Below are 14,349 nucleotides of genomic sequence, written 5' to 3'. Positions count from 1 at the left end.
ACACAAATAACTATCAGGAGACCGCATGCACACCGACCACGATTTTGAAGACATCCGCGACGCGCTGCGCGCCCTGTGCGCCGAATTCCCGGCCGAATACTTTCGCAAGGTCGACGACGAGCGAGGCTACCCCGAAGCCTTCGTCACCGCACTGACGCAAGCCGGCTGGCTCGCGGCGCTGATCCCGCAGGAATACGGCGGCTCGGGCCTGGGCCTGACAGAAGCGTCGGTCATCATGGAAGAGATCAACCGCTCGGGCGGCAACGCCGGCGCCTGCCACGGCCAGATGTACAATATGGGCACGCTGCTGCGTCACGGCTCCGAAGCGCAGAAGCGCCACTACCTGCCGCGCATCGCCAGCGGCGAACTGCGCCTGCAATCGATGGCCGTGACCGAGCCCACTACCGGCACCGACACCACCAAGATCAAGACGACGGCCGTGCGCAAGGGCGACCGCTACGTGATCAACGGCCAGAAGGTGTGGATCTCGCGCGTGCAGCATTCCGACCTGATGATCCTGCTGGCGCGCACGACACCGCTGGCCGAGGTTACGAAGAAGTCCGAAGGCATGTCGATCTTCCTGGTCGATATCAAGGATGCGGTCAAGCAGGGCATGGTCGTGCAGCCGATCCAGAACATGGTCAATCACGAGACCAATGAGCTGTTCTTCGAGAACCTGGAAATCCCGGCCGAAAATCTCATCGGCGAAGAAGGCAAGGGCTTCAAGTACATCCTCGATGGCCTGAACGCCGAGCGCACGCTGATCGCCGCCGAATGCATCGGCGACGGCTACTGGTTCATCGACAAGATCAGCAAGTACGTCAACGAGCGCGTCGTGTTCGGGCGGCCCATCGGCCAGAACCAGGGCGTGCAGTTTCCGATTGCGCGCGCGTACATCAACGTCGAAGCGGCGAACCTGATGCGCTTCAAAGCCTGCGCGCTGTTCGATGCGCACAAGCCGTGCGGCGCCGAAGCCAATATGGCCAAGATGCTGGCCGCCGAAGCGTCGTGGGAAGCGGCCAACGCCTGCCTGCAGTTCCACGGCGGTTTCGGCTTCGCGTCCGAGTACGACGTCGAGCGCAAGTTCCGCGAGACGCGCCTGTACCAGGTGGCGCCGATCTCGACGAACCTGATCCTGTCGTACGTTGCCGAGCATGTGCTTGGCCTGCCACGTTCGTTCTGAGGAGGCATGCATATGAAACCCATGAAACCCATGAAACCCATGACACCCCTGCGACCTCTCGACGGCATCACCGTCGTCACGCTCGAACACGCCATCGCCGCGCCGTTCTGCACGCGCCAGCTGGCCGACCTGGGCGCGCGCGTCATCAAGGTCGAGCGGCCCGGCAGCGGCGACTTCGCGCGCGGCTACGATGAACGCGTCAATGGCCTAGCCTCGCACTTCGTCTGGACCAACCGGTCGAAGGAAAGTCTCACGCTCGACGTCAAGCATGCCGATGCCGATGCGGTGCTGGCGGGCCTGCTGGAACTTGCCGACGTGCTGGTGCAAAATCTCGCGCCTGGCGCAGCGGAACGCCTTGGCTTGTCGTACGAGGCGCTGAAAGAACGCCATCCGCGCCTGATCGTCTGCGACATCTCGGGCTATGGCAGCGATGGTCCTTACCGCGACCGCAAGGCCTATGACCTGCTGATCCAGAGCGAATCGGGCTTCCTGTCGATCACCGGCACGCCGGACGAACCATCGAAGGCCGGCTGCTCGATTGCCGATATCGCAGCCGGCATGTACGCATACACGAACATCCTTGCCGCACTGCTGCAGCGGGGCCGCACGGGCGAGGGCTGCCGCATCGATGTGTCGATGTTGGAGAGCATGGCCGAGTGGATGAGTTATCCGCTGTATTACGCGTACGACGGCGCCGCGCCGCCGCCGCGCACGGGCGCCTCGCACGCGACCATCTTCCCGTACGGGCCGTTTCTGGCCGGCGACGGCAAGTCGGTCATGCTGGGCATCCAGAACGAACGTGAGTGGGCGGCTTTTTGCGCCATCGTGCTGCAGACGCCCGAACTGGCGAACGATCCGCGCTTCAACGCCAACGCGCGCCGCGTCGCAGCGCGCGATGAACTGGCAGCACTGATCGTGGCGGTGTTTTCGACGTTGACGGCGCAGCAGGTGCGCGAGCGGCTGGAGCTGGCCCACATTGCCAATGCCCAGGTCAACGACATGCACGAAGTCTGGAATCATCCGCAACTGAAGGCGCGCGGCCGGTGGACCGACGTGGGCACCGCCAACGGCCGCGTGCCGGCCATGCTGCCGCCCGGATTGCCGCACACCGTCACGCCGCGCATGGACCCGGTGCCGGCGCTGGGCCAGCATACGGATGCGATCCTGGCGGAACTGGGCTACGACGCGGCGGCCATCGCGGCCATGCACGCGCAAGGCGCGGTCTAGCGACCGTCGATAAAAAAAGACCGCGCCGCCGTAACGGCGACGCGGGCTTTTTTACATTCCACGTATCAGTCGGCGAACGCGCCGTTCTTCTTGTAGATCGGGCCCCACTTGTCGATCTCGGCCTTCAGGTGCGTGCGCAGACCTTCGGGCGTGGCCTTCGCATCCGACACCGGCTCGGCGCCCAGTTCGGCGAAGCGTGCCTTCACGTTCGGATCATTGAGCGCCTCGCGCAGCGCTGTGCCGATGCGCGCCACCACTGCTGGCGGCGTGCCTTTTGGTGCGTACATGCCGTGCCACACATACATCTCGAAACCGGCCATGCCCTGTTCGGCCAGCGTCGGCAGGGCCGGCAGCGATGGGATGCGGGTCTTCGTCGTCGCGCCGTACACCTTCACGCGGTTGGTGCGGATGTAGGACGTCGTCTGCGTCGTCTGGTCGCACAACAGGTCGATCTGGCCACCCAGCATATCGCTTAGCGCCGGCGCCGTGCCCTTGTACGGAACGGTCGTCAGCGGCACGCCGATCGCGCTCAGGAACAGCATGCCGCACTGGTGCGACACGGCGCCCAGGCCAGCGTGGCCCATTGTCATGGCGTCCTTCTTCGACTTGATCATTGCGATCAGCTCGGGCAGCGTATTGGCCGCCAGGTCCTTGCGCGCCATGAGCACCATCGGCACGTCGGCTACCTGGCCGATGTACTCGAAGTCGGTCATGGGGTTGAAGGCGAGTTTGCGGTACAGCGTGGTGCTGGTGGCCATGCCGTTATGGTGCAGCAGCAGCGTGTAGCCATCCGGCGTGGCGCGCGCGATGCGGCCGGCGGCCAGCGTGCCGCCCGCGCCAAGGGCGTTTTCCACGATGATCGATTGCTTGAGCGACTTCGCCATGGTCTGCCCGAGGATCCGGGCCACCACGTCGGTAGGCCCGCCGGCCGAGAACGGCACGACGAGGGTGATGGATTTCTCCGGATAGTCGGCGGCAAGGGCGGTGCTTGAAGCGAGCAGGGCAATTGCGGTGGTCAGTACCCTGCGTGTGATTGCTTGTGTCGGCATGCGTGTCTCCTGTTATAGGCTTTTGTGCTCGAAGCTGCCCGCGCGTGGCGTTTAATGCAGTCAAGTCATCATAGAATTGAATGACATACACGCGTAAATAGCGTTTTCTGATGCCTCTATCAAAAATGGCGATACGTCAAGCGGGTGAGCCGTGTGCATCTGCAGCAAGTCTCGGTGTGCATGCGGCTGTTATTGAAAATGATTCTCATTCACGATAAAATCCGGGATTGTTCTTGATGAATGTCCCTTGTCATGTCCTTGTCCGTCGCCCTGCGTCCGTCGCGTCTCGTCCTGGCGCTGTCTCTGGTGTTCCCCCACGCGTTTCCAGCAGCAGCGGTAGCGCAGGAACGCGATGATTCCGCCATGCCAGCAGTGCGCGTGACTGCGGTGAAGGCGCAGGGCTTCATGCCCAATACGGTGGAAGCCGGGAGCTTTCGCGGCAGCGACGTGATGGACGTGCCGTCGACCGTCAACGTCATCACGCGCGACGTACTCGAGCTTCAAGGGGCTGCCGGCCTGTATGACGCAGTGCGCAATACGGCCGGCGTGACGCGCCAGCAGAACGGTGGCGACACGTGGGACCAGTTGGTCATCCGTGGCATTGCTGTCGAAAACCGCACCAACTACCGCCTCAATGGCTCGCTGCCGCTCATGAACTTCGGCCAGGTGTCGATGGAGAACAAGGAGCGCGTCGAGGTGCTCAAGGGCGCGACCGCGCTGTACTACGGTTTTACGTCGCCGGCCGGCGTCGTGAACTTCGTCACCAAGCGCGCCGGCAGCACGCCGCTGACGAACGTCGGCGCCCAGGCCGACAGCAAAGGGACGGTGGTCGCCACGCTCGACGCTGCGCACCGCTTTGGTGTTGATGATGCAGTCGGCGTGCGCATCAACGCAGCCGGTGGCACGCTCGGCTCGCACCTCGATGGCGTCGGCAACGGCAACCGCGGCTTCGCCTCCGGCGCATTCGACTGGCGCGTCAACGCGCGCGTGCGCCTGCGCGCCGACCTCGAATACGACAAGCGCCGCGTGACCGAGCAGGCCGGCATCAACCTGCCGCCAGCCGTGGGCGGCGTGATCACGCTGCCGCGCGCGGTCGATCCGCGTCGTCTCGTCGGCCCGGATTGGGCCAGGTTTGAAACGCATGCACGCAACGCGCAGCTGCGCGCAGACATCGCACTGAATGACGACTGGGCGCTGACGCTCGAAGCGGGCCACGCCGAAACGAAGCGCGACCGCTCGCTGCCGATCTTCCGCTTCATTAATGCGGCAAGCGTCGCGACCGGTGCAGGGCGCATCACCGGCAATCTGCAGCATGCCGACGTCGATTCGCGCATGCTGCGTGCCGAACTGGCGGGCCAGTTGCGCACCGGCCCCTTGACGCACGAGCTGACGATTGGCGCGAGCGACACCGACAAGGGCCAGGCCCCGATCTATCAGGCCAACTACACGATCCCCGCACAGAACCTGTATGCGCCGCTGCCGGTGACGAACTTCTCGGTCAGCGCGCGGCCGGTGACGCCCACGACGGCGGCCCTCGACTCGCGCGACCAGGGCCTGTATCTGGTCGATCGCATCAGCGTGGGTAAGTGGCAATTCATTGGCGGCGTGCGCCGCGTCGACTACCGCAGCACGCAAGGCGTGAACGACTACGACGCGAGCGAGACGACGCCGATGGCGGCGGTCGTCTACCGCCTGCGTGACGATCTCTCCGTGTATGCATCGGCGGCCGAAGGCCTGGAAGAGGGCGAGGCCGCACCGGCCGGCACTGCGAATGAAGGCACGCGCATGGCGCCCGGCGTGAGCAAGCAGCGCGAAGTTGGCGCGCGCTGGCGCACGGCCGGCGGCCTGCTGACGCAGGCGGCATTGTTCGAGATCGAGCGCCCCGGTTACTACACCAACACCGCCAATGTCTTCATCGCCGACGGCGAGCAGCGCTATCGCGGCCTGGAGCTGTCGTCGCAGGGCCGCATCCTGCGCAGTGTGGCCTGGCAGGCGTCGGCCCAGTGGCTCGATCCGGCATCCCGCGATATTAACGCGGCGTATGACGGCAAGCTGCCCGAGAACGCGGCGCGCCGCACCGCCAGCACGTTCGTGGCCTGGGACCTCGATGCGGTGCCCGGCCTGGCGCTGACGGGCGGCGCGTACTACACCGGCCGGCGGCCAGTGAATGACCTGAACCAGGCCTGGCTGGGTGGCACCACGCTGTTCAGCGTGGGCGCCCGCTACATCGGCCAGTTCGCCGGCAAGCGCACCACGTGGCAGCTCAATGTCGACAATGCGGCCGACAAACAGTACTGGGCCGGCGCCGGCACGCGCCTGAGCGCAGGCTTGCCGCGCCTGATCAAGCTGTCGATGAAGGTCGCGCTGTGAGCCGCTGGCGCCTGCCGTCGCTGCGCGCGGTCTGGTTCCAGCTGCACTGGTTCGTCGGCATCACGGCCGGTACGCTGCTGGCCGTCATTGGCCTGACCGGCGCCATCATGGCGTTCGAGGACGAACTGTTGGATGTGCTCAATCCGGGCGTCATGACGGTCGATGCCGAAGCGCGCCAGCGCCTGCAGCCGGCGCAGCTGCTGCAGGCCGCGCAGCGCACGCGACCCGGGGAGCGCGTGATGAGCATCGTGCTCGAATCCGATCCGGGCAGCACGGCGCTGGTGCGCTTTGCCGCGCCGCCGGGCGAGCGGCGCGGTCCGGACGTGCGGGTTCACCCGTACAACGGTACCGTGTTGCCAGCGCTTCGTTTCGAGGCCGCGTTCAACTGGGTCGAGGAGCTGCATCGCTGGCTGCTGCTGCCGCGCGCGCCGGGCCGCCTCGTGCTGGGCATCCTGGCGCTGTGCCTGGTGGGTCTCGCGCTCAGCGGCCTGTATCTGCGCTGGCCGCGCAAACCCGCCAACTGGCGCACGTGGCTGACCTTCAATACCAGCCTGCGTGGCCGCTCGTTCCTGTGGGCGCTGCACGCGATTGCCGGCACCTGGGCGCTGGTGGCTTACCTGATCGTGGGCGGCACTGGCATTTACTGGAGCTTCGATGTCGTGCGCGACACCGTGCAGGGCTGGGCCGGCAACGAGCGTCGCGCCGCAACCGGGACGATGGCGCAGCCACGTGAACGCAAGCGCGCAGCAACGCCGGATGGCCCGGCCGCACTCGATCCGGCCTGGAACACCTTCCTTGCGCATGCCCCGAACTGGGCCAGCGCGACGATCCGCCTGCCGGAACGGGGCAGCGGCGCCTACCAGCTGACGTGGATTGCGCAGGACGGCCCGCACGAACGCGCCCGCAACCGCATGTCGCTGCGTTCCACCGACGGCACATTGCTCAAGAACGAACCCTACGGCGCGCAAACCCTTGGCCAGCGCGCGTTGACCACGATCCGGCCGCTGCACACGGGCAGCTATTTCGGCTTGCCGGGGCGGGTCATCATGATGCTCGCCAGCCTGGCCTTGCCCGGCTTTGCCATTACCGGCTGGCTGCTATACCTGGGCCGGCGCCGCCAGCAGCGCGCATTGGCGCGCGAACGGGCGCTGGCCATGACGGACAAACCCACCACGCCAGGCGCCGGTGCGCCGATCCTGCTGGCCTTTGCGACCCAGGGCGGCCAGGCCGAACGGATCGCGCTGCACAGCGCCGCCGCGCTGCGCGCCGGTGGCCGCGCGGTCGACCTGCGCGCGGTGTCGGCGCTCAGCCCGGGCGAACTGGCAGGCTACGACCATGCGCTGTTCGTGGCGGCGACCTTCGGCGACGGCGAGGCACCCGACGCGGCGCGCCGCTTCACGCGCGAGCTGGATGCACAGGCGCTGGCGCTGGCCGGCTGCAAGTACGCGGTGCTGGCGCTGGGCGACCGCAGTTACGCGCGCTATTGCGGTTATGGGATCGCGCTCGACCAGCGCCTGGGCGCGCTCGGTGCCACGGCGCTGTTTCCGAGGATCGACGTCGACCAAGGCGACGCCGCGGCGCTGGGCCGCTGGATGCATGCGCTGGGCGCACTGGGTGCGGCTGCCGGCACGTTTCCCGCTGCTGCCAATGACGCGGCACCGATGACCGGCTGGCGCCTCGTCGCGCGCACGCTGTTGAATCCCGGCAGCCTGGGCGCACCGTTGTACGAACTGGTGCTGCAGACGACGGCAGATCAGCAGTGGCAGGCCGGCGACCTGCTGGACGTCGCCGCGTGCCACACGCCGGCGGCCGTCGATGCCTGGCTGGCGGCCAGCGGCCTGGATGGCGCGGCGCGCGTTACCTGGCAGGGCGAACCCCAGACGCTGCGCGACGCGCTGGCCTGGAGCGAGCTGCCCGGCGTCGGGCATCCGTTCGCATCGACCCAGGAATGCGCCGATGCACTCAAACCGCTGGCACCGCGCCGTTATTCGATTGCCGGCATCCCGCAGGACGGCGCACTGACGCTGCTCGTGCGCCAGCAGCGCCACGAGCAGGGCATGGGCCTGGCATCCGGCTGGCTGACTGCGCATCTCGCCGTCGGCGCGATGGTGCGCGCACGGCTGGCGACAAACCCGGGCTTCCATGGTCCGCAGGATGCGCGGCCCTGCATCTATATCGGCAACGGCTCGGGCATGGCCGGCCTGCGCGCGCACCTGCGCAGCCGCGTACTGGCGGGGCAGCACCGCAACTGGCTGCTGTTCGGCGAGCGCCAGCGTGCATTCGACAGCTTGTGCGCGGGTGAGATTGCTGCGTGGCGCGATGCCGGTGCACTGCCGGAATGCGATCTGGTGTTTTCGCGCGATGACGCGCCCGAGTATGTGCAGGACCGCCTGCGCGCACGCGCCGACACGCTGCATGCGTGGGTCGAACGCGATGCGGTCATCCATGTCTGCGGCAGCCTGCAGGGTATGGCGGGGGAGGTCGATGCGGCGCTCGCGGCGATTCTTGGCGAGGCCGGGCGCGATCGCCTGATCGATGCGGGGCGTTACCGGCGCGACGTGTACTGAGCATGTATTCGTTGTGAATCGCCAGTTCGTCCCGTCCCGGCGGATCAGCGGCGCTGTCGCTATACTGGCGCCATGCATACCGAGTATCCGGCTGGCGCCGACGAATTCCTGACCATCCTGGCCGCACGGCGCAACTACACGCTGCGCCGTCTCGTCGCGCCCGGCCCGGACGACGCGGCCCTGCTGCGCATCGTCGAAGCCGGCGCGCAGGCGCCCGACCATGGCCTGCTGCGGCCGTGGCGCTTCATCCTGATCCCGCAGCACAAGCGGCATCTGCTGGGCGACGTGTTTGCTGCCGCCGTGCTGGCGCGCGATCCGGCCTGCGGCGACGAGGCGCTCGCCACCGCGCACGACAAGGCGCTGCGCGCGCCATGCCTGCTGGTGGCGGTGCTGCGCGACGAACCGGGCACCATCATTCCGGCGCACGAAAAACTGGTGTCGCTTGGCTGCACGATTCAGAACATGCTGGTAGCAGGCCAGTTGCTTGGTTTTGCGAGCGGTCTGGCCAGCGGCGCGGCGATGGATTTTGCCGGCATGCGCACGTTGCTGGGGCTGGAGGCGCATGAGCGGGCTATTTGCTTCATTGGCCTTGGCACCGCCTCGACCGTCAAGGCGCCGCGCGCGCGGCCGGATGTGAGGCAGTTTCTCAGCAGTTTGTAATATGTTTGAACGCGTGGACGGCAGAGCCGTCCACCCTACCGGCATGGGGACCGTCGTCATGCCACCGACCTGACGTAGGGTGGACGGGTTTCCTGTCCACGCGTTCAACGACCCCCGAACGCCCAGACAGCAAAAAGCCCGCCGATTGGCGGGCTTTTCAATGTGCGCTGCGGCTGCGCCCACGCTATCTGCGTGGTGCGCGCTGCGGCGTCACGCTAGCAGCATCAGATTGCGCAGATGTTGCCGGCTTTTTCGCCTTTAGGGCCGGTCGAGCGCTCGAACGACACGCGCTGATTTTCGGCCAGGCTCTTGAAGCCTTCCGATTGAATATCCTGGAAGTGCGCGAACAGATCGTCGCCGCCGCCATCAGGCGTGATGAAGCCGAAGCCTTTTGCGTCGTTGAACCATTTTACGGTGCCGGTTTGGGTAGTCATGTTGAATTCCTTTGCAGTGACATGGGCAAAATCGCCCAATACGCACGTTCAACCAAGAGAAGATAAAAGCGGGGGAATCAAACTGGACTGCCGACAAGGGCGAGGCGGGAGAGAAAAGCCAACAATAACAACGACTTGATGTAGTGCATCGTTGAAGATACACGGCTTTTCAAGAATGTCCTAGTCATTTCTTGATTGATTCCCGAATTGACCTCAATGCGCAGAAACGAGCTTGAGTCCGACGATGCCCGCCGCAATCATGCCGATGCACGCCAGCCGCGCTGGTGACGCCGATTCCCCAAGCACGATGATGCCCACCAGGGCCGTACCGACGGCGCCAATCCCCGTCCAGATCGCGTAGGCGGTCCCGATCGGCAGCGTCTTGAGCACGTGAGCCAACAGGCCAAAGCTGACGATCATGGCGGCGACCGTGCCGACCGTGGGCCACAGGCGCGTGAAGCCTTCCGTGTATTTCAGGCCAACGGCCCAGACAATTTCAAACAGTCCTGCAAGGACCAGCAGTATCCAGACCATATTGCCTCCAATTGAATGAGGCCCGATACTATGTCGAATCCGGTGATGAAAAAAGTCAGCACCTATCAATGGAATTGAACGATGGCGTTTGACCTCGACAACATAAAAGCGTTCCTCGCGGCGATCGACCATGGCTCGTTTTCAGCGGCCGCGCGCGCCCTCGGCCGCGTGCCGTCGGCCGTCAGCATGGCGATCGCAAATCTGGAAGCGCAGCTCGACGTGCAGCTGTTCGACCGCACCGGTCGCAATCCGGTACCGACAGCGCAGGCGCTGGCGCTGCTGCCGCAGGCGCGCCTGCTGGCCGAGGGACTGCAGCGCCTGAACGTGCATGCGCTGTCACTGAGCCAGGGCCTGGAAGCGTCGCTGACGCTGGCGCTCGTGCCCGAACTGCTGGGCACCGTGCCATGGAGTGCGGCGCTGCACGCGCTGGCCTTGGAACATCCGCTGCTGCAGGTCGAAGTGCTGACCGCGCCCCAGGCCGATGCGCTGGCCATGGTGCGCAGCGGACGCGCCGACCTGGCGCTGGTGTTCGAACGTTACGGCGCAGCGCCGTACCAGGCGTTCCAGGAAGTGGCCGAAGAGCGCCTGGTGGCGGTCGCCGCGCGCTCCCATCCGATGTTCAAGGGGGCCGAAGAGGCGCAGGTGCGCGACACCGATCTGCTGCTGCAGCGCCAGATCGTCGTGGCGGGGCGCGACACCGGCCAGGTGGACCAGCGCATCGCAATGTCGTCGCTGCAGTGGAAGACCGATAGTCCGATCGCCGCACTGGCGCTGGTCAAGGCGGGCCTGGGCTGGGCGTGGCTGCCAGCGAGCCAGGTGCGCGAGGCGGTGCAGGGCGGTGAGCTGGTCGAGATCCCCACCGCCAATCTGACCAACGTGCTGCGCTTCTTCGTCGACATTGTATGGACCGAAGAACGGCCGCTGGGCATGGCGGCAACGCGCTTTATCGAACTGCTGCACGTTCAGAAAATGTGAACGATCGTGCGGGAACCGGTCGCGCACGCGATGGTGTCGGTTCGGCTAGAATGTTTGCCCAACAATGGGAGGATCGTTGCGCGCACGCCTTGTGGCGGCCCCGCCCCCCACGCCGCATCACCCAATAAGCGATAGGAAGAACATGAGCACCGACAGTACGCTGAACGAAGCACAGAACACCCAACTGCGCATCGACGCGCTGGAATACCACCGCAGCCCGACCCGCGGCAAGATCGAAGTGATCGCCACCAAACCGCTGTCGAACCAGCGCGACCTGTCGCTGGCGTATTCGCCGGGCGTGGCCTACGCCTGCGAAGAAATCGCCGCCGACCCGGCCACCGCGTTCGATTACACGTCGCGCGGTAACCTGGTGGCCGTGATCACCAACGGCACCGCGGTGCTCGGCCTGGGCAATATCGGCCCGCTGGCCGCCAAGCCGGTCATGGAAGGCAAGGGCTGCCTGTTCAAGAAATTTGCCGGTGTCGACGTGTTCGACCTGGAACTGGACGAACTCGATCCGGACAAACTGATCGACGCGATCGCGATGCTCGAGCCGACCGTCGGCGGCATCAACCTCGAAGACATCAAGGCGCCGGAGTGCTTCTACATCGAAAAGAAGCTGCGTGAGCGCATGAACATTCCGGTCTTCCACGACGACCAGCACGGCACCGCGATCATCTCGACCGCCGCGCTGCTCAATGCGATGAAAGTCGTCGGCAAGGATATCGGCCAGATCAAGCTGGTCGCTTCCGGCGCCGGCGCGGCGGCGATTGCCTGCCTGGACATGATGGTGCTGCTGGGCGTGAAGCGAGAGAACATCTACGTCGTCGACTCGCGTGGCGTGATCTGGCAGGGCCGTGACGCCAATATGGAAGAAAACAAGGCGCGCTATGCGCAGGCGACCGATGCGCGCGTGCTGGCCGATGTCGTCAAGGATGCCGACGTGTTCCTCGGCTGCTCGACCGCCGGCGTGCTGACGGGCGAGATGGTCAAGACGATGGCGAATCAGCCTGTCATCCTGGCGCTGGCCAATCCCGAACCGGAGATCCGTCCTGAAGTGGCCAAGGCCGCGCGCCCGGACGTCATCATCGCCACCGGCCGCTCGGACTACCCGAACCAGGTCAACAACGTGCTGTGCTTCCCGTACATCTTCCGCGGCGCGCTCGATTGCGGCGCCACGCGCATCACCGACGAGATGAAGCTGGCCTGCGTGACAGCGATCGCCGAACTGGCCGAAGCCGAAGCGAGCGACGTCGTGGCGCTGGCCTACGAAGGCCAGGACCTGACCTTCGGCCCTGAGTACATCATTCCGAAGCCGTTCGATCCACGCCTGCTCGGCGCGATCGCACCACGCGTGGCCGAAGCAGCCGCCGCATCGGGCGTGGCAACGCGCCCGATCACCGACATGGACGCCTACCGCGACAAGCTGGGCCAGATGATCTATCACACCGGTTTCTTCATGAAGCCGGTGTTCGACAAGGCGCGCGCCGACGTGCGCAAGGTGGCGTACGCCGAAGCGACCGAGCCGCGCGTGCTGCGCGCAGTGCAGGCCGTGGTCGACGAGGGCATCGCGCATCCAGTGCTGATCGGCGACACGTCGGTCCTGCAGCGCGCCATCAAGGACGCCGGCCTGCGCCTGCGTGAAGGCGCCGACTATACCGTCATTGCCGCCGAAGCCGATACGACGCTGCAGGGCACGCGCCTGCTGGCGGCGGGCACGGTCGACGCGCTGATCTGCGGCATGACCGGCTGCTACGACGACCATCTGGTGCACGTGCGCAACGAGATCGGCGTGGCGCCTGGCGCCGAAGTGCTGGCTGCGATGAATGCGCTGGTGCTCGACAGGTTCACGCTGTTCATCACCGACACGTATGTCAACGAGCAGCCGAGCGCCCAGGAACTGGCCGCCATCACGCGCCTGGCAGCCGAGACGCTGCAGCACTTCGGCCTCGAGCCGAAGGCTGCGCTGCTGTCGCACTCGTCGCAGGGTTCGTCCGAGCGGCCGTCGGCCAGGCGCATGCGCGAAGCGCGCGCGCTGCTGGCCGAGCAGTCGCCCGAGCTGGCCGTGGTCGGCGAGATCCACGGGGACGCCGCGCTGTCGGAAGACATCCGTGACCTGTACAAGATCGATGCCGGTTATTCGGGCAGTGCGAACCTCTTGGTGATGCCGTCGCTGGACGCCGCCAACATCCTGTTCAACGTGCTGAAGGTCGCCGCGGGCAAGGGCGTGACCGTGGGCCCGATCCTGCTGGGCGCGGCCAAGCCGGTGCACATCCTGAGCCCGAGCGCCACCGTGCGCCGCATCGTCAACATGACGGCGCTGGCAGCGGCGGGTGTGAAGTAAGGACAATCTCCGGGACCCGGTTCCGGTATGTTGTCAGTGAAACGGCCCCGATCGGGGCCGTTTTTGCGTCGGCTCAGCGTGACGTCAGGCGCCGAAGTGCTCCACCAGAAAATCGATAAACGCCCGTGCCCGCGCCGATTGCCGGCGCTTGCTCGGGTAGACGACGAACAGGTCGGCCTCGGGCTGCGTGTACCCGGGCAGCACGATGCGCAGCCGGCCGCTGTCGACGTACTTCGCCAGGTCCCATTCCGAGCGCACCAGGATGCCGTGGCCATCGAGCGCCCAGCCCAGCACGATGTCGCCATCGTTGCTCGACAGCGCACCCTGGACCTTGACGGACACGGCGCGGCCTTCATGTTCCAGGCGCCAGACCCCATGCGCCTCGTCGTTCTGCCGGTGCACGATGCAGCGGTGGTTGGCCAGATCCGCCAGGCTGGCGGGCGTGCCATGCCGTTCGAGGTAGCGCGGCGACGCGCACAGGAGGCGCCGGTTCGACATGATGCGGCGCGCGACCAGGCGCTGGTCGGGCAGCTCGCCAAAGCGGATCGCCAGGTCGATGCCTTCCGCGACGAGGTCCACCGGCCGGTCAGTGACGTCGAGCTGCACCTCCACCTGCGGATAGCGCTGCGCGAAGGTGGATACCAGCGGCGCGATCGTCGTGCGCCCGAAGCCGAGCGATGCATTCACCCGCAGCAGGCCGCGCGGCACGGCGCGCGTGCTCGATACCGCTTCTTCCATCTCGTGCAGGTCGGCCAGGATGCGCATCGCGTAGTGCAGATAGGTTTCGCCCTCGGGCGTGAGGCTGCTGGTGCGCGTGGTGCGGTTCACGAGCCGCACGCCGAGGCGCTCTTCGAGCTGCGCCAGGCGCTTGGTGGCGGCCGGCGGCGTGAGGTCGAGTGCGCGCGCGGCGGCGCTCAGGCTGCCGTGGCGGGCCAGCAGGACAAAGAATTCGAGATGCGAGGCGAGGTCATTGTTCACTTTGGGTGAAGAATCCTGTGAAAGAGAT

11 protein-coding genes are annotated in these 14,349 nt (G+C 66.0%); 7 read left to right on the top strand and 4 right to left on the bottom strand.

Annotated elements, in window-relative coordinates:
* The first annotated feature begins 25 nt into the window (after positions 1-25).
* Positions 26-1,183 (top strand): acyl-CoA dehydrogenase family protein, encoded by a 1,158-nt coding sequence (locus AC56LV_RS08330; RefSeq protein ID WP_499556911.1) that lies wholly within the window; start codon positions 26-28, stop codon positions 1,181-1,183.
* Positions 1,184-1,231: 48 nt separating this feature from the next.
* Entirely contained in the window at positions 1,232-2,410 is a 1,179-nt protein-coding gene (locus AC56LV_RS08325) for a CaiB/BaiF CoA transferase family protein (RefSeq protein WP_499557984.1), read from the top strand.
* Positions 2,411-2,475: 65 nt separating this feature from the next.
* On the opposite strand, the gene AC56LV_RS08320 is transcribed toward AC56LV_RS08325, so the two are convergent.
* Entirely contained in the window at positions 2,476-3,459 is a 984-nt protein-coding gene (locus AC56LV_RS08320; RefSeq protein ID WP_499556910.1) for a tripartite tricarboxylate transporter substrate-binding protein, read from the bottom strand.
* Between the two features lie 252 nt (positions 3,460-3,711).
* Here AC56LV_RS08320 and AC56LV_RS08315 point away from each other — a divergent pair, with 252 nt between their 5' ends.
* From AC56LV_RS08315 to AC56LV_RS08305, 3 genes are all read left to right on the top strand, one after another.
* Entirely contained in the window at positions 3,712-5,829 is a 2,118-nt protein-coding gene (locus tag AC56LV_RS08315; protein WP_499556909.1) for a TonB-dependent siderophore receptor, read from the top strand.
* Positions 5,826-8,396 (top strand): PepSY domain-containing protein, encoded by a 2,571-nt coding sequence (locus AC56LV_RS08310; protein ID WP_499556908.1) that lies wholly within the window; start codon positions 5,826-5,828, stop codon positions 8,394-8,396. The genes AC56LV_RS08315 and AC56LV_RS08310 overlap by 4 nt, the downstream gene beginning before the upstream one ends.
* 72 nt (positions 8,397-8,468) lie before the next feature.
* On the top strand, positions 8,469-9,056 hold the full coding sequence (locus tag AC56LV_RS08305; RefSeq protein WP_499556907.1) for a nitroreductase family protein: 588 nt from the start codon (positions 8,469-8,471) through the stop codon (positions 9,054-9,056).
* Between the two features lie 224 nt (positions 9,057-9,280).
* Here the strand turns inward: AC56LV_RS08305 and AC56LV_RS08300 are convergent, their stop codons facing one another.
* Positions 9,281-9,490: a cold-shock protein gene (locus AC56LV_RS08300; protein ID WP_258834693.1), complete on the bottom strand. Its 210-nt coding sequence runs from the start codon at positions 9,488-9,490 to the stop codon at positions 9,281-9,283.
* Positions 9,491-9,703: 213 nt separating this feature from the next.
* A complete protein-coding gene (gene sugE / locus AC56LV_RS08295; RefSeq protein ID WP_258834692.1) occupies positions 9,704-10,024 on the bottom strand; it encodes a quaternary ammonium compound efflux SMR transporter SugE in 321 nt (106 codons plus the stop codon).
* Positions 10,025-10,105: 81 nt separating this feature from the next.
* On the opposite strand from sugE, the gene AC56LV_RS08290 reads away from it, so the two are divergent.
* Positions 10,106-10,999, top strand: a complete 894-nt coding sequence (locus AC56LV_RS08290) for a LysR family transcriptional regulator (protein WP_499556906.1) — start codon at positions 10,106-10,108, stop codon at positions 10,997-10,999.
* 142 nt (positions 11,000-11,141) lie between these two features.
* Positions 11,142-13,343, top strand: a complete 2,202-nt coding sequence (locus AC56LV_RS08285) for an NADP-dependent malic enzyme (protein WP_499556905.1) — start codon at positions 11,142-11,144, stop codon at positions 13,341-13,343.
* A gap of 84 nt (positions 13,344-13,427) precedes the next feature.
* On the opposite strand, the gene AC56LV_RS08280 is transcribed toward AC56LV_RS08285, so the two are convergent.
* Positions 13,428-14,321 (bottom strand): LysR family transcriptional regulator, encoded by an 894-nt coding sequence (locus AC56LV_RS08280; protein WP_499556904.1) that lies wholly within the window; start codon positions 14,319-14,321, stop codon positions 13,428-13,430.
* Positions 14,322-14,349 lie beyond the last annotated feature (28 nt).

Source organism: Telluria sp. RB2R28, assembly GCF_059685835.1.
The sequence above is the reverse complement of the archived record's forward strand: the minus strand, read 5'-3'. Positions and strand labels throughout refer to the sequence as shown.

Bases quoted from the DNA above. Each gene is read 5' to 3' on its own strand.
- AC56LV_RS08330 (WP_499556911.1), top strand. From the start codon at position 26: ATGCACACCGACCACGATTTTGAAGACATCCGCGACGCGCTGCGCGCC.
- AC56LV_RS08320 (WP_499556910.1), bottom strand. From the start codon at position 3,459: ATGCCGACACAAGCAATCACACGCAGGGTACTGACCACCGCAATTGCC.
- AC56LV_RS08315 (WP_499556909.1), top strand. From the start codon at position 3,712: ATGTCCTTGTCCGTCGCCCTGCGTCCGTCGCGTCTCGTCCTGGCGCTG.
- AC56LV_RS08305 (WP_499556907.1), top strand. From the start codon at position 8,469: ATGCATACCGAGTATCCGGCTGGCGCCGACGAATTCCTGACCATCCTG.
- AC56LV_RS08300 (WP_258834693.1), bottom strand. From the start codon at position 9,490: ATGACTACCCAAACCGGCACCGTAAAATGGTTCAACGACGCAAAAGGC.
- sugE (WP_258834692.1), bottom strand. From the start codon at position 10,024: ATGGTCTGGATACTGCTGGTCCTTGCAGGACTGTTTGAAATTGTCTGG.
- AC56LV_RS08290 (WP_499556906.1), top strand. From the start codon at position 10,106: ATGGCGTTTGACCTCGACAACATAAAAGCGTTCCTCGCGGCGATCGAC.
- AC56LV_RS08285 (WP_499556905.1), top strand. From the start codon at position 11,142: ATGAGCACCGACAGTACGCTGAACGAAGCACAGAACACCCAACTGCGC.